The 21,101-nt window shown below is 66.7% G+C and carries 20 protein-coding genes; 6 read left to right on the plus strand and 14 right to left on the minus strand.

The features are described 5' to 3' along the window. The first annotated feature begins 261 nt into the window (after positions 1-261). Entirely contained in the window at positions 262-1,539 is a 1,278-nt protein-coding gene (locus tag VN11_RS06355) for an O-antigen ligase family protein (RefSeq protein ID WP_053449147.1), read from the plus strand. Further along, positions 1,539-2,531, plus strand: a complete 993-nt coding sequence (locus tag VN11_RS06360; protein ID WP_053449148.1) for a glycosyl transferase — start codon at positions 1,539-1,541, stop codon at positions 2,529-2,531. Before VN11_RS06355 ends, VN11_RS06360 begins: the two co-directional genes overlap by 1 nt. Positions 2,532-2,559: 28 nt before the next feature. Here VN11_RS06360 and VN11_RS06365 read toward each other — a convergent pair whose 3' ends face one another. After that, a complete protein-coding gene (locus VN11_RS06365; protein ID WP_053449149.1) occupies positions 2,560-2,952 on the minus strand; it encodes a barstar family protein in 393 nt (130 codons plus the stop codon). Between the two features lie 305 nt (positions 2,953-3,257). Between VN11_RS06365 and VN11_RS06370 the strand changes: the two genes are divergently transcribed. From VN11_RS06370 to VN11_RS06380, 3 genes are all read left to right on the plus strand, one after another. Next, positions 3,258-5,480 carry a methyl-accepting chemotaxis protein gene (locus VN11_RS06370; protein ID WP_053449150.1) on the plus strand — a complete coding sequence of 741 codons (2,223 nt, stop codon included), beginning with the start codon at positions 3,258-3,260 and terminating at the stop codon, positions 5,478-5,480. Between the two features lie 166 nt (positions 5,481-5,646). Beyond that, positions 5,647-6,015: a glycine zipper 2TM domain-containing protein gene (locus VN11_RS06375; RefSeq protein WP_005415760.1), complete on the plus strand. Its 369-nt coding sequence runs from the start codon at positions 5,647-5,649 to the stop codon at positions 6,013-6,015. A 153-nt stretch (positions 6,016-6,168) separates the two neighbouring features. Continuing rightward, positions 6,169-7,545 carry a hypothetical protein gene (locus VN11_RS06380; RefSeq protein WP_080374994.1) on the plus strand — a complete coding sequence of 459 codons (1,377 nt, stop codon included), beginning with the start codon at positions 6,169-6,171 and terminating at the stop codon, positions 7,543-7,545. 45 nt (positions 7,546-7,590) lie between these two features. Here the strand turns inward: VN11_RS06380 and VN11_RS06385 are convergent, their stop codons facing one another. From VN11_RS06385 to VN11_RS06405, 5 genes are all read right to left on the minus strand, one after another. After that, positions 7,591-8,718 carry an ABC transporter permease gene (locus VN11_RS06385; RefSeq protein ID WP_053449152.1) on the minus strand — a complete coding sequence of 376 codons (1,128 nt, stop codon included), beginning with the start codon at positions 8,716-8,718 and terminating at the stop codon, positions 7,591-7,593. Continuing rightward, a complete protein-coding gene (locus VN11_RS06390; RefSeq protein ID WP_053449153.1) occupies positions 8,715-9,902 on the minus strand; it encodes an ABC transporter permease in 1,188 nt (395 codons plus the stop codon). The genes VN11_RS06385 and VN11_RS06390 overlap by 4 nt, the downstream gene beginning before the upstream one ends. Continuing rightward, complete coding sequence (locus VN11_RS06395; RefSeq protein ID WP_053449154.1) at positions 9,887-10,900, minus strand: HlyD family secretion protein; 1,014 nt, start codon at positions 10,898-10,900, stop codon at positions 9,887-9,889. The genes VN11_RS06390 and VN11_RS06395 overlap by 16 nt, the downstream gene beginning before the upstream one ends. Next, positions 10,893-12,299, minus strand: a complete 1,407-nt coding sequence (locus VN11_RS06400; RefSeq protein WP_053449155.1) for a TolC family protein — start codon at positions 12,297-12,299, stop codon at positions 10,893-10,895. Before VN11_RS06400 ends, VN11_RS06395 begins: the two co-directional genes overlap by 8 nt. 78 nt (positions 12,300-12,377) lie before the next feature. Continuing rightward, entirely contained in the window at positions 12,378-13,271 is an 894-nt protein-coding gene (locus VN11_RS06405; RefSeq protein ID WP_053449156.1) for a LysR family transcriptional regulator ArgP, read from the minus strand. A gap of 105 nt (positions 13,272-13,376) precedes the next feature. Between VN11_RS06405 and VN11_RS06410 the strand changes: the two genes are divergently transcribed. Continuing rightward, positions 13,377-13,991, plus strand: coding sequence for a LysE/ArgO family amino acid transporter (locus tag VN11_RS06410; protein WP_008267534.1), 615 nt, complete (start codon positions 13,377-13,379; stop codon positions 13,989-13,991). On the opposite strand, the gene map is transcribed toward VN11_RS06410, so the two are convergent. From map to VN11_RS06450, 8 genes are all read right to left on the minus strand, one after another. After that, positions 13,988-14,770 (minus strand): type I methionyl aminopeptidase, encoded by a 783-nt coding sequence (gene map, locus VN11_RS06415; RefSeq protein WP_053451262.1) that lies wholly within the window; start codon positions 14,768-14,770, stop codon positions 13,988-13,990. The two genes, VN11_RS06410 and map, sit on opposite strands and share 4 nt — an antisense overlap. A 7-nt stretch (positions 14,771-14,777) precedes the next feature. Beyond that, positions 14,778-14,990, minus strand: coding sequence for a ParD-like family protein (locus tag VN11_RS06420; RefSeq protein WP_006425741.1), 213 nt, complete (start codon positions 14,988-14,990; stop codon positions 14,778-14,780). Between the two features lie 68 nt (positions 14,991-15,058). Continuing rightward, entirely contained in the window at positions 15,059-15,418 is a 360-nt protein-coding gene (locus VN11_RS06425; protein WP_049456145.1) for a bleomycin resistance protein, read from the minus strand. 142 nt (positions 15,419-15,560) lie between these two features. Further along, positions 15,561-16,445, minus strand: a complete 885-nt coding sequence (locus VN11_RS06430; RefSeq protein WP_053449157.1) for an arginase family protein — start codon at positions 16,443-16,445, stop codon at positions 15,561-15,563. Positions 16,446-16,448: 3 nt separating this feature from the next. Continuing rightward, positions 16,449-17,513 carry a GNAT family N-acetyltransferase gene (locus tag VN11_RS06435; RefSeq protein WP_053449158.1) on the minus strand — a complete coding sequence of 355 codons (1,065 nt, stop codon included), beginning with the start codon at positions 17,511-17,513 and terminating at the stop codon, positions 16,449-16,451. A gap of 28 nt (positions 17,514-17,541) precedes the next feature. Next, entirely contained in the window at positions 17,542-18,942 is a 1,401-nt protein-coding gene (locus VN11_RS06440; RefSeq protein WP_006425764.1) for an aspartate aminotransferase family protein, read from the minus strand. 65 nt (positions 18,943-19,007) lie between these two features. Beyond that, entirely contained in the window at positions 19,008-19,724 is a 717-nt protein-coding gene (locus VN11_RS06445) for an MtnX-like HAD-IB family phosphatase (RefSeq protein ID WP_053449159.1), read from the minus strand. Between the two features lie 168 nt (positions 19,725-19,892). Next, positions 19,893-21,101 (minus strand): DegT/DnrJ/EryC1/StrS family aminotransferase, encoded by a 1,209-nt coding sequence (locus VN11_RS06450; RefSeq protein ID WP_053449160.1) that lies wholly within the window; start codon positions 21,099-21,101, stop codon positions 19,893-19,895.

Raw genomic sequence — 21,101 nt, forward strand, 5'->3', positions numbered from 1 at the left:
GGGCAGGGCGTCTGGGCGAGGCCTTGCGGGGCAGGGCCGGAAGAACAGTTAGTGTAACGGCCTGGGCGGGTCGATGATCCCCGCCCTGATCCACCGGGCGGGGCGCGCGCGCCGGGGCTGTCTGGGCGCCAACGACAGCGGTGGTTTGGTTGATTTCCATGGAGGGCCACGGTAGTGTCGGCCCCGGCGATTCCCGCCAATCGGCCTCCATGGAAACCGGGGCAATTCATCCCCGGGCGGGCGTTGATGGAAAGAACACGCATGACTGCAGCCTGCATGGCCGCCGAACCTCGCCATTACTGGCGCATCGCCCTGCTGAGTACGCTGGTTGCCGTTGTCCCGCTTGCCGGATCTGCGCCGTACAACCTGTTGAAGGCCGTGCTGCTGCTGGCCCTGCTGGTCACCGGCGTGGTGCTGATCCGTCGCCAGCCGGATGTCCGCCTGCGCTACCGCATCGCGCGCTTCATCGTGATCGCCTGTTTGCTGCGCCTGGCCTTTGCCTTCTTCAGCATCGCCTGGCACGACCTGCGCTGGAGCGAGCTGGACCTGCCCGCGCAGATGCTGCTCTATCTGGGTACGGCCGCGGTGTTCGCCGCCGTGCTGGACTGGCGCCTGATCTGGACCCTGTTCGCGCTCTCCACCCTGGTGTTCGGTGGCTCATGCATCGTGCAGCACCACGTGATGGGGTTGGAACGTGCTTATGGTTTCAGTGGTGGCGAATGGACGGCCATCGAGTTCACGATGGTCACGCTGTGCATGGCGCTGTTCTCGGTCATCCGGTTGATCCAGCCGAACGTCCATCCGGCCGAGCGCTGCCTGCATGGGGTTGCCGTTGCCGTGGGCGTCTACGGCTCGATCCTGGCGCAGAGCCGGGGGCCGATCCTGGCCTTCATTCCGGCGATGCTGATGGTGATGACGGTGCACGTGTGGCGTACCCGGCGCTGGCGTGGCCCGCTGGCCTTCGTCGGCGCCCTGGTCATCGGCGTGCTCGGTGCCACCACGGTGCTCAACCATCAGGTCATCCAACGCTTCGGTGAGGTCAGTGGCGAGATCGCCGGCTTCAACCAGCACAACGAAGTGGGTTCGGTGCGTGAGCGCATCGCGATGTGGGGCGTGGCGGTCGACGCCATTGCCGAGCACCCGCTGACCGGGGTGGGCTTGAACCAGTTTGGTACCTATGCGCGCGAGGGCATTGCGCGCGGCGAGGTGTCCGACGCGATCTCTCGCTACAACCATCCCCACAACGAGTACCTGGAAGCGGCAGTGACCGGTGGCGTGCCGCTGTTGCTGATCATGCTGCTGATCTTCATCCTGCCGGGTATTCATTTCGTGCGGCGGATCGGCCATGCCGATGAAACCACGGCGATGGTCGCCACCGCCGGCCTTGCCGTGGTCATCGTCTACGCGCTCTCGGCGTTCACCGACAACGTGTTCTATCGGGCAATGCCGCATTCGTTCTATTTCTACCTGGTGCTGGGCTTCGTCCTGGCGACCGCGTTGCCGGTCCGCGACCTGCGCCGGGACGGGAGTTCGCACTGATGGCGCATGTTCACCTGCTGGCCGCCGACAACCAGCGCGGCTTGAGCCATGACATCCAGGTGATCGAGCGCTCGCTGCGACAGCTCGGGCATGAGGTGACCATCAGCCGCCTCGATGCGGTACGCAATGGCGGGGCGTGGAAACTGCGCCGGTTGCGCCTGCGTCGCCTGCTGGCGTCGTGGCTGAGCCTGGGGCGGAAGCCGGCGCGATTCGATATCAACATCTCGCTGGAGCACGTACGGCCGGCCAGTTTTGGCCTGGCCGAGGTCAATCTGCTGATCCCGAATCCGGAATGGGTATCTGCGCGCAGCCTCCGCATCCTGCCGCGATTCGATGCCCTGCTGACCAAGACCGAGGACGCCACGCGCATCTTCACTGCGCTGGGCATGCGCGCGCTGGAAGTGGGCTTCTGCAGCCGCGACCGCTACGACGCTTCGGTGCCGCGCAAGCCCCGCAGCTTCCTGCATGCCGCAGGCAGCAGCCGCATGAAGGGTACGGCGACCCTGGTGAAGGTCTGGAAGCGGCACCCGGAATGGCCCCTGCTGACCGTCCTGCGTGGCGGGCCTTCGGACGAAGACGAGGGTGGGGCGGCAAACCTGCGGATCGTCCGCGAGCGCCTGCCCGATGAAGAGGTGCAGCGCCTTCAGAACGAGCATGTGTTCCACCTGTGCCTGTCGCAGACCGAGGGCTGGGGCCACTACCTGGTCGAAGCGATGAGCTGCGCGGCGGTGGTGATCACCTGCGATGGCGCGCCGATGAACCAGATGATCGATGAGAGCCGCGGTCTTCTGGTGACGGCCCACGAGGGCGCGCCCTGCCACCTGTCCAGGACCTGGCATGTGGACGAGACAGCGTTGGAGCAGGCCGTCGAGCGTGCGCTGGCGATGGATGAGGCCGAATGCACCCGGCTGGGTGCCAATGCACGCGCATGGCATCTGGCCAGCGAGGTTGCGTTCCCATTGCGGCTGGGTGAGGCCCTGGCGAAATTCTGAAGCCCGGCACGCGGCGTTGCCGCAGCGCTCAGGCAGCGACCAGGGTGATCTGCGGATGCCCGTCGAAGATCTCCATCACGATCTCGAAGTACGTCTGTCCCTGGCGGTGCTCCAGCGCCGCGATCTGCTCGTTGATGGCCGCGACATTGAAGGTGCCGGGCTGATCGAGTTTTGACCGCAGCCACGCATGCGTGGCGTCCCGCCCCAATACACTGCGGCTATGCGCGATGTCGTGCCAGACGACGGTCGCGGCGGAGTGGCCGGCGAGCACGCCATAGCCACCCCACAGCAGGTCATCAAGCGCGTCCAGGCTTGCTCCCAGCTGCCAGTTCTCGCTGGCCATGAACACACGGTTGATTTCCGCGTACAGGCTGGCGATGTCGTTGATGGATGCGCCGTCGATGTGCAGGACCAGGGACATGCCGCAACTGTAGCCGTTCGCCGGTAACGGCTGCATGCACTGGCAGCCCGATCCGGAACGGTGGTGTCCGCTGCTGATTATCAATGGATGCTGGATGGATATACCGGGGAGAAACTGTCAATGCGGCGTGATTTCAATGCTGCGCTGGCATGTCATCGGCAGCCAAAGGGCGATGGGAGGGGCGGTATGGGGGCGGGTCCATTCTGCCTGTTCAATATTATTGGATCGTTACAAATATAAACTCCCATAAAGTTTCCCTTGCCTGCGCCGCCATCGATCGTACGGCCATGATCAAGGGAATTGAGATGCTCGCCTTACGCAACCTCCGAGTGGGATCCCGGCTGGGCGCCGGCTTTGGTTTGCTGCTGCTGTTCATCATGGCCATCGTTGGCCTGGTGCTGTACGGAAACCAGCTCAAGTCCGCCCAGTTCGAGAAAGTGGTGGACGTCAACATGGTGAAGATGCGGCTGCTGAATGACATGCTCGATACCAACAATGCCGTGCTGATGCATCGGCGGCTGATGGTGATCAAGCGTGGCGAGGATTTCGACAAGGATTATCAGAAGGCACAGGAACTGTCGCAGACCTACGACGGCATCTGGGCCAGGTACATCAAGATTCCGCGTGACGCCACCGGCGATGCGCTGGTTGCGAAAATCGACGCGGCACGCAAGGCGACCGACGCCTCTACCCAGCATCTGCACGAGCGCATGAAGGCTGGGGATTTCGACGGCGCTGCCAAAGAGCTGCTGGCCGAGCACGGGCTGGCCACGGCCTGGAACGAATCCATCTCGACGCTGCTGCGGCATCAGGAGACACTGACCGAGCGCAGCCGCCAGGAATATCGCAGCACGGAGGCCTGGACCGGCACCTTGTCGATCGTGTTCGGCGTGATGAGCCTGATACTGGGTTCGCTGGCGGCCTGGGCGATCACCCGCAGCCTGACCCGTCCGCTGGAGGGGGCGGTGAAGCTGGCTGATGGCATCGCCGGTGGCCGCCTGGACAACGTCATCGATGCGTCGGGCAACGATGAGGTGACCCAGCTGCTCAGGTCGATGCAACGCATGCAGATGCAGGTACAGGCGGTGATGGCGGCGCAGGGCGAGCTGGCCCGCCAGCATGACGCCGGCAGCCTCAGCTACCGCATGGATGAGAGCGCGTTCCCCGGCGACTTCGGGCGGATGGTGCACGAAACCAATGCGCTGGTTGGTTCGCACGTGCAGGTGCAGAACCGGCTGATCGAAGTGATGAAGCACTATGCCCGCGGTGACCTGTCGGTGGACATGGACCCGTTGCCGGGCGAGAAGGCGGCGATCACCCAGGCAATGGATGAAACCAAGAGCAGCCTGTCGGCGATCAACAGCGAGATCCGCCGGTTGGCGACCGCAGCTGCGGCGGGTGATTTCAGCCTGCGCGGCGATGAGGACCGCTTCGCCTACGATTTCCGCGACATGGTGGCCGGGCTCAACCAGCTGATGCAGACCACCGATGAGAACCTGGTGCAGGTGTCGACCCTGTTGCAGGCCATCTCGCGAGGCGACCTGACCGTACGCATGCAAGGTGACTTCCATGGTGTGTTCGCCCGCATGCGCGATGACTGCAATGCCACCGTCGATCAGCTCAAGCAGATCGTTGGCCGCATCCAGGCCAGTGCATCCAGCATCAACCTGGCTGCAGGCGAGATTGCCTCGGGCAACACCGACCTGTCGCGGCGCACCGAGCAGCAGGCCGCGAATCTGGAGGAAACGGCCGCGTCGATGGAGGAGCTGACCTCTACCGTGAAGCAGAACGCCGAACACGCGCGCCAGGCCAACCAGCTAGCCATCGGCGCGCATGGTGTCGCCTCGCAGGGCGGGGAGGTGGTCGGCCAGGTGGTGACCACGATGTCCGCCATCGAAGCCGCCTCGAAGAAGATTGCCGAGATCATCTCGGTGATCGATGGCATCGCATTCCAGACCAACATTTTGGCGCTGAACGCTGCGGTGGAAGCGGCGCGTGCCGGTGAGCAGGGCCGGGGCTTTGCGGTGGTGGCCAGCGAGGTGCGCACGCTGGCGCAGCGCTCGGCCGGTGCCGCCAAGGAGATCAAGGGCCTGATCGAGGACTCGGTCGGCAAGGTGGCCGATGGGTCGGCACTGGTGCGCCAGGCAGGCACCACGATGGGCGAGATCGTGGCCTCGGTGCAGCGGGTGACCGACATCATGGCCGATATCTCCGCCGCCTCGCAGGAGCAGAGTTCGGGCATCGAGCAGGTCAACCAGGCCGTAGTGCAGATGGACGAGACCACCCAGCAGAATGCGGCATTGGTGGAAGAGGCCAGCGCTGCGGCACGCTCGATGGAAGAGCAGGCCAACCTGTTGGCTGAAGCAGTGTCGGTGTTCCGCACCGGCGCCGCCACGGCCGCGGCGGTGGTACGGCCTGCGTTGGCGGCCGTCGCTGCGTCGGTGGTTCCGGTGCGCAGGGCGACGGTTCTTTCGCCCCGCATCGATTCGACGCTGGCCGCCAACGCGAGTGGCTGGCAGGAGTTCTAGAAGGGCGGCATGCCGGCAGGGAGACGGCGCCCATCGCGATGGCTGGTCGCGATGGGCGCGGATTTTTTTCCTGAACGGGCGATGGCCGATGTCGCCGCGCATACGTCCATTTCACTTCCGGTTGCCAGCCGTGGGAGGACACTTGCGGCATACCGGACCTCAGGAGATGGCCATGAAGACCTCGACTCGACTGCTTGTGCTGGGCACGCTGCTGGCGGCCAGTTCGGTTGCAGGCGCACAGACCTACGGGCCGCGTGATGAAGGGCGCAAGTTCAACGATGGCAGCCGCGTGGTCTGCAAGAACGTGGAAGTGCAACGCAATTCGCGTGACCCCAACCGTATTGCCGGTACAGCCACCGGTGCGGTGATTGGTGGCCTGCTCGGCAACCAGGTGGGTGGCGGCAACGGCAAGAAGCTGGCCACCGTCGCCGGTGCCGTCGCCGGTGGCGCCGCGGGCCGGCAGATCCAGGGCAACAGCCAGCAGAAAAACGGTGATCGCGTGGTCGAACGCCGCTGCGAGCGTGTTTACCGCTGATTGTCTGCACCGGTAGCGCTTCCTTCCACAGGATTTCGCAGTACGCATGTCCTCGAACGCCGGCCCTGTGCCGGCGTTCGTCGTTGAACGGCCCTGTATCGCGGGCTGCAGCGCGGTGTCTATACTGCGCCGACTTCAATGGATGAACGCAATGTGAACGAATCACCCCTGACTGAGTCGCACACGCCGGTTGCCGAGGTCGATCCAGTACTGGAAGCGACAGCGCGCTTCGGCCGACTGCGTGAGCGTACCGACGAGCTCGAATTGTTCATTTCCGGCCTGCTGGCGTTTGCACTGTTGGCGGTTCCTGGCTATCTGTTCGATGCCTGGGCGCGCAGCAGCCTGCATACCGAAGGCATTTACTTCCAACTGCTGTGGTTTGGTTTCAGCATCAGCGTGGGCATGTGCTACGTGTTGGCAGTGGCGCTGATCGCGCACCTGACCGTGCGCGGCTACTGGATAGGCCTGATCGGGCTGAAATCGCACTTCCCCAAGGGCATCGACTGGCAACGGCTTCCGCAGATGGGCCCGGTATCGCGCGCCTTCCTCAAGGCCCGCGACGGTGGCCTGGATGGCAGCATCGAGCGCGCTGATCGTTTGGCCACCATGCTCTTCTCCACCACGCTGTTGGCCGTGCAGACGCTGGCCGGAACGCTGGTGATGGCCGTGCTGACGCTGTGCGTGGCGATGGCGATCAGTGCGCTTGCCGGCGGTTCAGAACGTGTTGTCATGATCGTGGTCATTAGCGTCCTGACCGGCTTGCTTGCACTCGCGCTGGTGCCCGCGCTGCTGGAGCGCGTCATTGCGCGTAGGCAGCGGCGCAACCAGGCCCATGAGGGCCTGCAGCACTGGCTGCAGCGCTTCCTGGCGGGCCTGCAGCGGATTCCCCTGCTGCGCCAGATGCAGACGATGCAGCTGACCCTGCAGAGCAACCTGCGCTCGCGTTCATTCATGGCGGTCTATCTGCTCGCCGTGGTGGTGGCCATGGTGCTGGGAGCCGTCCAGGTACTGGGTTCGGTGAAGTTTTCGCTGTTCAACCGTTACCAGGTGATGACTGACGAGGCTGTCGAACACGGCATGTTGAGCGCGCATTACGAGTCGATGCGCTCGGCACACGATCAGCTGTTGGCGTACCCGATGATTCCCTCCGACACGATCACCGGTTCGCGCCTGCGCGTGTTCATTCCGCATCGTCCCCAGCGCGACAACCCGTTGGCACGCCAGCATTGCAGTGCGCTGCCCGGGGCGCGCAACGAAGCCGTAGGCGCGCAGGCTGCCAGTGCGGCGGTGGAGTGCCTGTCGCGGCTGTGGCAGGTGCAGTTGGATGGCGCGCCGGTCGACCTGCACGAGTTCATGCCGATGGAACGCCGTGATGTCGACATGCGCGGCTTGGTCGGATACCTGCCGATGGCGGGGTTGGTACCCGGTCGGCATGATCTGAACCTGGTCTGGAATGCCGAAGGTGGCGAACGCGGCCCGGAGCGACGTCGCGAGTACCGCATCCCGTTCTGGTACGCGCCAGACCCCTGAAAAGGGGACGGAGGGGATTAAGTCGCAATCCGCCAATCCGGCCGCTTACGACTTAATCCCCTCCGTCCCCTTTTTTGCGAGGAGGCGCCAGGCGGCGAGGCTGCCGTAGAGCAGCAGCAGGATGCTGAGGGTGATCAGTTCGTGGCTGACTTCGGCCAGGCGGGCGTCCATCTGGTTCAGGCGCACCATCAGGTTGATGCCCGAGGTGGTTGGTAGCAGCTGCGCCAGCCACACCAGCGGGCGTGGCGTCATCACTGCCGGCCAGGACAGGTTGGCCAGGAAGAACAGCGGGATGGAGGTGGCGATGATGTACTGGAACGCACGTTCGCGGGTGCGGAAGAAACTGCCGACGAACAGGCCGAACGCCACCGTCGCGGCGATGAACAGGGTGCCGCCCAGCAGCTGGCCCAGTGGATTGCCACCGCGTGGATAGTCCTGCACCCAGGCGGTGAAGCCGGCGTAGTAGAACAGGCCGAACAGGCCGATCAGGCCGAAGCCCAGTGCCATGCCGGCCAGGGTCGGCAGGTCGAAGCGCAGGCGCCGGCCGAGCGCGAGACGACGGCCGCCGAGCAGGACGCCGATGCCCATCAGCAGGGTCTGGTGCACGATCAGTTCGGCCACGCCGGGGACGATGGCGCTGCCGTAGCCTTCCTGGGTGTTGTACAGCGGGCGCTGCACCAGGGTGACCGGCGGTGCCTGCGGTGCGCCCATGAAGGCCGCCTGGCCGACTACCGCCTCACGCCCGAACGCGCCCAGTGCATCGGCCACGCTGCCCAGCACCCAGCTGGCACGGCCCAGGTAGGCGCCGTTGCCGAGCAGCACCAGCTTGGCGGGGTGGCCGCGCAGGATGTCGCGCTCCAGGTTGGCCGGAATCAGCACGATGCCTTCGGCGTGGCCGGCTTCCAGCTGCTGGCGCGCACTGTCGATGTCGGCCGGTTGCCCGACCACGCGTGCGACCCGCAGCGCGTCCAGCTTTCGCAGCAGTTCGCGGCTGGTGGCGCTGTGGTCTTCGTCCACCACCAGCACCGGCAGGTTGCCGGCCACCTGGTGGCGGTACGCCGCCGGGTAGAAGAACGAATACAGGATCACCGCGCCGACCATCACCACGATCGCATAGCGGTCGCACAGCACCGCCATCAGGGTCTGCCGCAGGCTGCGCCAGAGCGTGCTCATGCGTCGGCCCTCGCCGGCTGCGCAGCGTCAGGCGTACGCGCGAAGGCGATCAGGCGCAGGCCACCGATGCCGCCGGCCACCACCGACATCAGCAGCAGCGTGGCCAACGGCCACAGCGAGACCAGCAGCGGCGAACCGATGAACTGTTGCTGGGTCTGCAGCTTGATGTAGGCGCTGAGCGGCAGCAGCTGATGCCAGATGCGGGTGAACAGGGGGCCGTCCAGCACCGGGAAGGTAGCGCTGGAGAACGCCAATGCGGTGCCGATGCTCAGCCCCACCGCCGACAGCGCGGTGCCCATGTTGCGGGTGACGCCGACGAAGAACAACGCGTAGGCCGCAGTGGCCAGGTAGAACAGCGGCTGTGCGAGCAGCAGCAGGAGCACGCTGCCCGCTACGCCGTCGCCGCGCAGCCAGGCCAGGTAGCCGAGCCCGAGCGCACCGTACAGCGAGAACAGCAGGATGTACGGTGCAACCTTGCCGGCGATGGCGGCCCACGGCGTGTGGCCCAGCCAGTCGGGCAGGGTGCCATCGCGGATCTCGCGGCCAAGGCTGCCGGCTACGGCAAGCGCGAGCACCAGCGACAGCACCGCCGGGAAGATCAGCGGCAGCAGGAACAGCTCGTAGCTGCGTGCCGGGTTGTAGAGGATGTCCGACTGCACCGCGATCGGTGCCGCACGCAGCTTGCCTGGGCCGACCTGCAGGCCGATGCGCTCGCGCAGCAGTCGTGCGTTCCAGGCCGAGACCGCATCGCCGATATCACGCGCGGCGGACTGGCCGGTGGTCATGTAGGTGGCGTTGTAATAGGCGAACACCGTGCCCTGGCGCCCGCGCAGCGCCTGCCGGGTAACGTCGCGCGGCACCAGCACGATGGCGAACACATCCAGGCTGCGCAGCTGCGAGCGTGCGTCCTCCATGTCGGCTGGTTGGCTGGCGATGCGCACGCCCGGGCTGGCATCGAGCATGCGCAGCAGCAGGCGGCTGTCACTGCTGTGGTCGAGGTCGACCACGGCAATCGGGATGTCGCGCATCACCGAGGGGGTGAACATCCATGCCATCACCGCCAGCATCAGCAGCGGCAGCACGGTGACCAGCATCAGGTCGGCTCGGTTGCCGCGCAGCGACCGCAGCTCGCGCCGCCACGACGCGGCGAAGCCGCCGCCATCAGGGTTCAGTGCTGGGGCCATGCGAACAGCACGCTCATGCCGGGGCGGAAGCCCTCGATGCGGCGTACCGGGCGCACCCGCACCTCGAAGCTGCGGACGTCGTAGCCGGACGACTGGCGGGTGGTACGCCAGGTCGCATAGTCACCGGCCGGATTGATGAAATAGACCTCGAACTCGCCGTCCTGGCCGAGCGCCGGCACGCTGCCACGCAGCTTGCTGCCGACCTTCAGGCCCTGCATCTGCGATTCGCGCAGGTTCATCGCCACCCACATGCGGTCGATGTCGACCAGGGTGAACACCGGATAGCCGGCCGGCACCAGTTCACCCGGGTCGGCCATGCGCTTGTTGATCTCGCCGGCGACCGGCGCCCGCCCTTCCACTTCGGCGCGCGCGGCGTTGACTTCGGCCACCGCGCCCTGCGCCTGCTGCACCTGGCCCTGCGCGGCGCGCTTGTCCTGCTCGCGCGCGCCAGACAGCGCCATGTCGTACTGCGCGCGCGCGGCGCGGGCCAGTTCGCGCGAGCTGGTGGCCTGGGCATGTGCTTCATCGCGCTTCTGCCGGGTCATCACCCCTTCATTGAACAGGTTCTGCACGCGCTGGTAGGTGGCGTCGGCCAGCGTCGCGCCGGCTTCGGCGCGCTTCCAGTTGGCTTCGGCGGCGCGGATGTCCTCGCTGCGCGCGCCTTCATCGGCCTTGTCGGCCACCGCCTGCGCCGCGGCCAGGGCGCCGTGTGCCTGCTGTTCCTTGGCGGCCACCTCGGGGCTGTCGAGCAGGAACAGCACCTGCCCGGGCTGCACGCGGTCGCCCTCGCGCACCTTCAGTTCGGCCACGCGCGCGGTGATCTTGGCGGCCACGTTGATGGTGTCCGCATCGGCCATGCCCTGGATCTGGTCGGCCGGGCTGCGCCAGGCCAGCCACAGGCCGAGCACCACCACCACCAGCAGCACTACTATCAGAATCGGTCCCAGCCGGCGCTTGCCCGGGGGCGTCGTCGCATCGTCGTGCAGCACATCACTCATGGTCGATCACCTCGTCCGCACGCCGCCGGAACTCTTCGAAACGGTCCATCTGTCCACTGACCTCCAGCAGCTGTGCCAGCGCAACATCGTATTGGTAGGCAGCCTGTGCGCGCTCGACGCGGGCACCGCCGAGGCCGAGCCGCGCGTCGATCACATCCAGCGAGGTGGCCTGGCCTTCGCGGAACGCCAGCTCCTGCAGGCGCAGGTTTTCCTGTGCCTGGGCGATGCTGCTGTCGAGCAGCACGAACTGCTGGCGCGCGGTTTCCAGTTCGTTCCAGGCCTTGCGCACGCCCAGCGCAACCTGGTTCTCGGCTTCGCGCAGGCCCGCTTCGGCCTGCTCCTGCTGCGCACGCGCGGCGCTGATCTGCGCCGGCCGCGAGTTCGGCGACAGGAAGGTGTACTTCAGTCCGATGCCGAAGGCCCAGTCCGGATCGGTCAGCATTTCATCGCGACGACGGAAGTCGTACTGGCCGAAGGCGAAGATCTGCGGTTTCAGCTTGGCCTGCTGCACGCGCACGCCCTGTTCGGCCTGCGCCACCATCGCCCGCAGGCGCGCGATCTGCGGCTGGCGGGCCTGCGCGGTGCGTTCGAAGCGGGCGACCGGCTCCAGCGGCGCGCGCTGCACGAACAGCGGTGATACCGGCTGCACCTCACCGCCGCTGCGCAGCAGGGTGGACAGCGCGGCCTTCAAGGTGGCCAGGTCGTTCACCGTCTTCTGGTACTCGCGCTCGGCTTTGTCGCGGGCCACGGTGGCCTGCAGGCGCTGGGCGCGGGTGGCGAAGCCCTCGCGCTCCAGTTTCTCGGCGTCGGACAAGTGGCGGTTGAGGCCATCGCGCACATCGCGGCGCACCTCCACGGCCTGTTCGGCCAGGCGCTGGCCGAAATAGGCCTGTGCCAGCTGCACGGTCAGCGACTGGCGTTGCGCCTCGCGCTCGGCGCTGGCCTGTTCATGGGCGGCGCTGGCGGCGCGCTGTGCAGCAGGGATCACCCCGCCGGTGTACAGCGGCAGCACCGCAGTCACCACCGGGCGGGTGCGCCAGTCGCGTTCGGTGAACGACAGCGGCGAGTCGATGCCGAAGGCTTCGGCCACCGGCGCCAGTGAACCCAGCGGCAGGGTCAGGGTCTTCTGGAACTGCAGGCGGCGCACTTCGCCGGTGATCTCCGGCAGGCGCAGCAGGCGGGTGGCGTCCTGCAGGTCCTGCTTGTTGCGCACGGCGGCGTCGGCGGCGGCCAGCGCATCGGAGACCTGTTCCAGGCGCTGCCGTGCCTGTTCCCAGTCCAAAGCCGGTGCGTCGGTGATGGACTGCGCCGACGCAGTGATGGGCAGGCAGGTTGCCAGCGTCAGCGCCAGCGCGGCCTTTGCGCGGAGCATCCTTGTACGTCGGCCGATCACGCCCATGCCGTCCCAATGGTGAAGAAGTGCGCAAACGGTAGTGCGCGCGGTGTGAAGCCCGGGTCTGCGGTCATCGTGTGGTCCTCAGCGAAGGGTGCTGCTGGCCGCGCTGCGCAGCGCCTGGGTGATGTGCTGCAACGTGCTTGAGCGCACGGCGGCATGCTGCCAGTACAGCGGCACATCCAGCCAGCGGCGGGGTTCCAGTACCACCACGCGGCCGTCGCGCACGGCGGGTGCGATCAGGGTTTCCGGGGCCATGCCCCAGCCGAGTCCGCACGCTGCGGCTTCGACGAAACCGGTGGAGGAAGGCAGGTAGTGTAGCGGCGGCTGCAGGCGCGCGCGGGTCAGCCGCCGCACGAAGCGCCATTGCAGTTCATCCTTGCGGTTGAACACCAGCATCGGTGCGCGTGCCAATGCGGCGGCCTGCATGCCATCGCTGAAGTACCGGCGGGCGAAGCCGGGCGAGGCGATGGCGTGGTAGCGCATGGCGCCAAGCGGATGCACGTTGCAGCCTTTCACCGGCTGGCTTTCGGCAGTGACCGCGCCGAGCACGCTGCCATCGCGCAGCAGCTGCAGGGTGTGGTCCTGGTCATCCATGCGCAGGTCGAACAGGTAGCCGTGGCGCTGGTGCAGTTCGGCGATGGCCGGCACGAACCAGGTATCGAGCGAGTCGTCGTTGACCGCCAAGGGGATCGGCGTGCGCGCAGCGTCGCTGCCACGCTCGGGCAGCAGTTCGGCCAAGGCCTCGGCCTCCAGTGCCTGCATCGGGCGAACCCGGCGCAGAAGGGCCTCCCCGGCCGCGGTGGGGCGGCACGGCGCCTGGCGGACCAGCAGTACCTGGCCGAGCCGGTCCTCCAGGGCCTTGATCCGCTGCGACAGCGCCGAGGGGCTGATCGACAGGCGGCGTGCCGCAGCCTCGAAGCTGCCTTCCTCCAGCACCGCGGCAAACGCGGCCAGTTGCGGATGTACCAGATCCATGCAGGCGCCCCTTCAGTTTTTCTGCACAGGATAAAGAAAAATCAGATTGTCTTAACGCGGCAATGGCCGCACCCTGCGCGTCCCTTCGCTGCCTGGGCCTTCCTGATGTGGATCGCCGCTACCACCGCCGGCCTGTTCGCAGGTGCCGGCCTGATCATCGCCATCGGTGCGCAGAATGCCTTCGTCCTGCGCCAGGGGCTGCAACGTCGCCATGTCGGAACGGTGGTGCTGGCCTGTGCCGGCGCTGATATCGCGCTGATCCTGGCCGGCGTTGGCGGCATGGGGGCGTTGGTGCAGCAGTGGCCGTTGCTGCTGCAGGTGCTGCGCTTCGGCGGTGCGGCGTTCCTGCTCTGGTATGGACTGCAGGCCGGATTGCGCGCCTGGCACGGTGGCAGTGCCTTGGCCGCCGCCGAGACGCAGGGTGGCAGCGGGCGCCAGGTACTGTTGACCTGCCTGGCGTTCACGCTGCTCAATCCGCACGTCTATCTGGATACGGTGGTGCTGCTCGGCAGCTTGTCCACGCGTTACCCCGGCGATCTGCGCTGGGCCTTCGCCGCCGGAGCCTGCGTGGCCAGCGTGGCCTGGTTCTGCACGTTGGGCTATGGCGCGCGCCTGTTGCAGCCGGTGTTCCGCAGGCCGGCTGCGTGGCGCGTGCTGGACGCAGGGGTGGCGGTCTTCATGTTCTGCCTCGCCACGCTGCTGCTGTTGCGCCCGCTCTAGGCCGCATCCACCGCACACAATGGCGCTTCGCCGGGGCGCAGGGTGAGCACGCGCACGCCACTGGCGGTGACCGCCACGGTGTGTTCGAACTGCGCCGACAGCTTGCCGTCGCGCGTATACACCGGCCATTCGTCCGGTTGCTGGCGGATGGCCGGCTTGCCCTGGTTGAGCATCGGTTCGATGGTGAACACCATGCCTTCTTCCAGTGTCATGCCGGTGTTCGGATGACCGTAGTGCAGGATCTGCGGTTCCTCGTGCATCTCCTGGCCGATGCCGTGGCCGCAGTATTCCTTCACCACGCTGTAGCCATGGCTGCGCGCGTGGCGGGCGATGGCGTGGCCGATGTCGCCCAGGCGCGCGCCGGGGCGCACCGTGGCGATGCCTTTCCACATCGCCTGGTAGGTGGTCTGCACCAGCCGGCGCGCGGCATAGTCGACCTCACCGACCAGGTAGGTGGTGCTGGAGTCGGCGATGTAGCCGTTCTTCTCCAGGGTGATGTCGAGGTTGACGATCTGGCCGTTGCGCAGCACGTCGGTGGTGCTGGGCACGCCGTGGCAGATCACGTTGTCGATCGAGGTGTTGAGCACATACGGGAAACCGTACTGGCCCTTGCTGGCCGGCCTTGCCTGCAGTTCATCGACGATCATGCGCTCGACGAAATCGTTGATTTCCATGGTGCTGCGGCCCTGCAGCGGCAGCCGGTCGAGCGCGGCGAACACCTGCGCCAGCAGGCGACCCGATTCGGCCATCAGCGCGATTTCGTGCGGCTGCTTGATCATCGCCATGTCAGGCCCGCCCGGGCGCCAGCGCCTGTGGCTGTACGCCGGCCGCGCGCAGTTCGCTGGCGACGATGTCCTGGAAGCTCAGCGTGGGATTCATCTCGCACAGCATGCCGACCCGGATCCAGAAGTTGGCCTGGGCGTTGATCGAGCGGCTGGAGACGGTACAGGCACGGCGCAGCTGGTCGTGCAGGGTGTCATCGATGTTGACGATGCCCATCGGCGGTCCTGGGGTAGTGGATATACGAAGCATATATGTTTCGTATATTCGCCTCAAGCCGCTGGGGTTCAGTCTGCGTGGGTGGCGAAGCGCAGGCGGTTGCCGTCGGGGTCACGCAGCAGCATCTCGCGGCTGCCCCATTCGGTGTCATGCGGCGGCTGCTCGATCGGCACGTTCGCGGCGCTGAAGGCACGGTGCAGCGCATCGACATCCTCGACGATGAAGTACACCGCGCCGCCGACCTCGCAATCACCGGTGTGTTCGGTGAGGAAGAGGGTCTGGCCGTCGCGGGTGAGCTGGGCGAACAGCGGGAAGCCGGGTTCGAAGCGGTGTTCCCAGTCGACCACGAAGCCCAGGCCCTGCACGTAGAACGGCAGGGAGGTGTCGGCATGGCGCATGCGCAGCTGCGGGATGACGGTCTGGGGCATGGCGGCGTCTCCGGGGGTAGGCGTCCAGTGTAGTGCCGGCCGCTGGCCGGCATCCTTTTGAGCCCGGGAACGATGAGGCTGCCGGCCAGCGGCCGGCACTACCGAAGCCACGCCGGCCGGCAGCCGACGCGACCGCAAGCGGTCAGCAGACCGTCGGCACCGTAGCCATCGCCGCCAGCAGTTCGCGGTTCACCTGCTGGTGGCGCGCCTGCCATACGGGAAGATCGTCGGCAGGGATGTCGGGCTGGCCATCCAGCGACGACAGCCAGCGCTTGAACCGGCTGCGGTAGTTGGCCAGCGACACTTCGCCGGTGATGTCACTGCCGACCAGTCCGCCGGCGCGCAGCGCCTCGATCACCACCAGCGCGTCTTCCAGCTGGAAACGGCCCTGATCCCAGTTGCTGCGGGCCACGTCCTCGGCGAACACATCCTTGTCGATGGACAGGTAGGTCGGTTGCGGCGACTTGGCCTGCTCGGCAGCGAACGCAGCGACCAGTGCCTCGGGATGTTCGAAACGGCGGAAGGCGCGGCCCATGCCCAGGCGATGGCCCCAGCCCACGTCCACGTCCATGCACCAGTACGTGAGGCGACCGCCCAGCAGGGGGCGCCAATGGTTCTCCCAGGCATGGCCAAGGCCGATGTCGCTGGAGGTGATGCCCAGCACATGGATATGCGAGATCTGCGGCAGCTTGCTGGCGGCGTTCACCCACGATCCGCAATGCATGCCGAACGGGAAGCGCATGTTGTCGGGGTGGTTGTCCAGTACCACCAGCTGGAACGGTGCCTGCGCGCGCATGCGCCGCAGCAGCGGCAGGCTGAGGTGGTGGAAATCGCCACTGCCAAGCATGACCGTGCCGAGCTGGGCCGGCAGCGGGGCCAGCACGTCAGCGGCGAAGCGGTCCAGCGTGGCATTGCTGCAGGCGAAGCGCAGCGGATCGTGCCACTGCGGCAGGGCCAGGGTCTGCGCCTGGGGCAGCGGCAGCACGCCACCATCCAGGTCCAGGATCAGCGGGGAACGCAACGGCATCGTTCAACCGCCTCCATCAGGCTCGCCCTGCAGATGCGGCGCCAGCCTGCGCAGGGCGGCGCGCAGCAGCGGTGAGCGCGCGTGGATCGCATGCCGGGTGGAAGTGAAGCTCGCACCCAGTTCGGCCTTGATCCGCGAGTCGGTCCAGCCGGCCACGTAATGGCTCAGGCCGTGCTGCAGCGCGTATTCGAGGTTGTGCATCCAGCTGACCGCGTACAGGTTGTGCTCGCGCGACTGCGGGTAGGCCAGGCCGATGTACTTGTCCACCAGCTTGCCGGCGTGCACGTAGCACAGGTTCCAGCCGATCAGCTGGCCCTGGTGGCGGTACAGGAACATCCGCCCCTGGCCCTGGCTGTCGGCCAGCAGGTGCTGGAAGTAGGGCAGGTCGAGCTGGTCGAAATGCACCGCGCTCTGCGCATATACGCCCAGGTAAAGGGCATACAGTTCGGCCTGCAGCTGCGGGTCCGCCAGCGCCGGATCACCGCTGGCGATGCAGTCGATCTGCAGGTCATCACGCGAGCGCAGCTTGCGCCGGATGTTCTTGCGACGCGAAGACGACAGGCGGCCGAGATAGCCGTCGAGCGAATCGAAATCGATCGCCACCCAGGCCAGCGGCATGCCTTCCAGTTCAACGAAGCCACGTGCCAGCAGCGCCTGCAGGAAGGCCCCGCTGTGTGCATTGGCGGCGTCGTCCAGCAGCGGTGAATCGATCGCCAGGTCCTTGACCACCAGCAGCCGGGTATCGCCGATCGCGTGACGCGTCACGTCCTCGGCCAGCGCCTCCGGCGCGAGGTGCGCCGGCAGCGGGGTGTACTCGGTGCTGGTGGCACCGACGAAGCGGGTCTGCCAGGTGATCCAGGGCCGCCACAGGCGCGACAGCGGCAGGCCAAGCAGCTTGCCGCGCAGTGCGTCGTCCATCGTGGTGGTCAGGTCCAGCGGCGCACGGAAGGTCGGCAGGCCGCTGGGCAGGCGGCTTGCCTCGAATCCGAGCGGCGGGTGGGCCAGGAAGCCCTCCAGCAGCGCGGCCGGTTCCAGCGCAGTGCTGGACGCACGTGACGTCATCTCCATCGGCACGGGAACCGGCAGCGCATCGACCTCAGCCCTTGGCCTTGGTCAGCGCCTGGTCGAGCAGGGTGATCGCCAGGTCGATCTCTTCGTAGCTGATGTCCAGCGACGGCGCGAAGGTGATCACGTTCTTGTACCAGCCACCCACGTCGAGCACGAGGCCCATGCGCTTGCCGTCGTGCAGCAGGTCACCGGCCAGGCCGATGTCGACCATGCGGTCCAGCAGTTCCTTGTTCGGCGTGTAGCCGTCGGTCTGGCAGATTTCCGCACGCAGGGCCAGGCCCAGGCCGTCGACGTCGCCGATTTCCGGGTGGCGCTTCTGCAGGCCACGCAGGCCGTCGAGGAAGTACGCGCCCTTTTCCGGCACGGTGCGCTCGTAGTCCATCTCCTTGCCCAGCTTCAGCACTTCCAGGCCCAGGCGGGTGCCCAGCGGGTTGGAGTTGAAGGTGGAGTGGGTGGAGCCCGGCGGGAACACGGTCGGGTTGATCAGCTCTTCGCGCGCCCACAGCCCCGACAGCGGGTTCAGGCCGTTGGTCAGCGCCTTGCCGAACACCAGCACGTCCGGGGTCACGCCGAAGTGCTCGATCGACCACAGCTTGCCGGTGCGCCAGAAGCCCATCTGGATTTCATCGACGACCATCAGGATGCCGTACTTGTCCAGCACGCGCTTGAGGCCGGTGAAGAAGTTGCGCGGCGGGATGACGTAGCCGCCGGTGCCCTGGATCGGCTCGACGTAGAACGCGGCGTACTCGGCCTGGCCGACCTTGGGATCCCACACGCCGTTGTATTCGCTTTCGAACAGGCGCTCGAACTGCCACACGCAGTGGTCGGAATACTCGTCCGGGGTCATGCCCTTCGGGCGGCGGAAGGGGTACGGGAACGGGATGAACATCGCGCGCTCGCCGAAATGACCGTAGCGGCGGCGGTAGCGGTAGCTGGAAGTGATCGACGAGGCACCCAGGGTGCGCCCGTGGTAGCCGCCTTCGAAGGCGAACATCAGGCTCTTGCCGCCGCGCGCGTTGCGCACGATCTTCAGCGAGTCTTCGATGGCCTGCGCGCCGCCGACATTGAAGTGCACGCGGCCGTCGAGGCCGAACTTCTCGTGCATGTCCACGGCAATGGTCTTGGCCAGCTGCACGCGGGTCGGGTGCAGGTACTGGCTGGCGACCTGCGGCAGGGTGTCGATCTGGTCCTTCAGCGCATCGTTCAGGCGCTTGTTGCTGTAGCCGAAGTTGCAGGCCGAGTACCACATCTGCAGGTCGAGGTAGGGCACGCCCGCACCATCGAACATGTAGCTGCCTTCGCCGCGCTGGAAGATCTTCGGCGGGTCGACGTAGTGGACGGTGTCGCCGAAGGAGCTGTAGCGGGCTTCGTCGGCCAGCAGCTGCGCATCGGAGGCAGCGGCGTCGGCATTCTTGTCAAAAATGTTCATGCAGTTCGGTTCCGTGAAGGACGTTCGAAAGGGGGCAACGGGGGAGCGGGTCTGGAAGGAGGTGCTCAGGCGGTGGCCAGCAGCAGGGGCAGTGCAGTGGGCTGCGGGCTGGCGTCGATGCGACGTGGCTGCAGCAGGCTGCCATCAAGCAGGCGCGGCAACAGCGCGATGGCATCGTGGAAGGTATCGATCGCGGCATGTTCGATGCCGGCATGGGTGCAATGGGTGATCAGGCGGCGCTTGGCAAACACGAAGTCGGCATCCTCCGACACGCAGAAGTCCGAACTGCCGTCGCCGATCATCAGCACGCGCGGTGCTTCGTTGGCACGTGCCTGCGCAGCGCAGGTGCACTTGCAGGTGCCGCTGCGGCACCCTTCGGACTGGTAGGGCGATTCCAGTTCCCAGTGGTCTTCGCACCAGCGCAGGTGGTTGGCCACCACCGGCAGCCGCGACAGGCCGTGGTTGGCGAGGATGCGGTGGATCGCATAGTCCAGGCCGTCGCTGACGATGCGCAGCGGCAGGCCCAGCTGCTCGGCGCGGGCGACGAAGGCAGTGAAGCCCGGATCGATCTGCACCTGGTCCAGGTGCGCATCAAGCGTGGCCGGGTCCAGCTTCAGCAGCCGCACCTGGCCCTGCATGCATTCACGCGAGCCGATCTTTCCCGACTTCCACTGTTCTTCCAGTTCCTGCCAGCCCGGCTGGCCGTACTTCTCCAGCAGCGAGTCGATGACATCTTCGAGGCTGATGGTGCCGTCGAAGTCACACAGGATGCTCCAGTGCATGGGCAGGTCCGTCGATGGGAAAGGCGTCCGGCACGGTGCCGGGGCAGGCTCAATGTAGGCAGGCCGCCTTTCTCGTTCCTTTCCTGTTGAAAGCCTTCATTTCCGGGCGGGGAAAGCGTTCAGGAAGTGACGTTGCTGAATGCGCGAAACGCCCGGGAGGAGCGGCTTTCACGCTTGGGCATCAGCCAGCGCACGCAGGATTTCCGCGGTGTCTTCACGGGTCTGCCAGGCGCTGTTGCCGAGGGTCAGCATGCGTGCGGCGAAGTCGCGTGCGTTGGGCACGTCGGTGGCCGGCACGATGCCGCGCAGGTAGACGTAGTCGGGCAGCGCATGGATGAACATGCGGCTGGCGCCGAGGCCGCGCGGCCACAGGTTTTTCAGTGCCGCATCGCGGGCGCGTTGGCTGGGCAGCAGCAGCATCAGCATCGGCCAGGTGCCACCGGTACCGGCCAGGCCATCGACCACCTCCACGGCTGGCAGCTGGGCCAGCTGCACGCGCAGCTGCAACGCGCGCAGGCGTCCGGCCTGCAGGAAGGCCGGCAGGCGCCGTGCGGCATTGGCACCGATGTTCTGCCGCCACTGGCTGACCCGGTGCTGCGGAATCTGCAGCGGGAAAATGTCACCGACCGCTTCTTCCAGGTCGCCACGCTGCAGCGCGCCGCGCAGTGGATTGCCGTATACCAGCGACAGCAGCGAAGGTCGGTAGCAGGCCGCCAGGCCGAGCAGCTGCACGCTGCGCAGCAGCTCCCAGCGCAGGCTGAAACGTACCTGTTCGGCAGCATGTCCGGCCAGCGCGGCACGCAGCTCGTCGTCGCGGCTGACCAGCAGGCCGCCTTCGTGCAGGCTCAATCCCTTGCCGGCGGCCAGGCTGAAGAAACCGATATCGCCGCGCAGGCCGACACTGCTGTTGCCGATCCGTGCACCCAGTGCCTGCGCGGCATCCTCGATGACCCAGGCACCCGCGCCGCGTGCAATCTCGCAGGCCAGCTCGACATCGGCGATGCGGCCACCGAGGTGGGTTGGCAGGATCGCCAGCGTGCGCGCATCGGCCAGCCGCTTGAGCTGGCCGGGATCGAAGTCGAAGTGGCCGTGGCGGGTATCGCACAGCTGCACGCGCAGGCCCAGGCTGTGCACCGCGATCGGCACCAGCGGGCAGGTGTAGGCCGGCAGGATCACGGTGTCACGATTGGGCGCGCGCTTGCGCAGGGTGCGCAGCGCGATCAGCAGCGCGTGGGTACCGGAGCAGGTCAGCTGCAGCGGCGGTGTGCCGAGCTGTCGGGCCAGGATGTCGCGCAGGTCGCCACCACCGGGAAGGAAGTCGCTGGCCTGCATCGGCAGGCCTGCGGTCGGTGGCAGTTCGCGCGCGAACAGGCTCAT

It is taken from the genome of Stenotrophomonas maltophilia, assembly GCF_001274595.1.
Taxonomy (GTDB): domain Bacteria; phylum Pseudomonadota; class Gammaproteobacteria; order Xanthomonadales; family Xanthomonadaceae; genus Stenotrophomonas; species Stenotrophomonas forensis.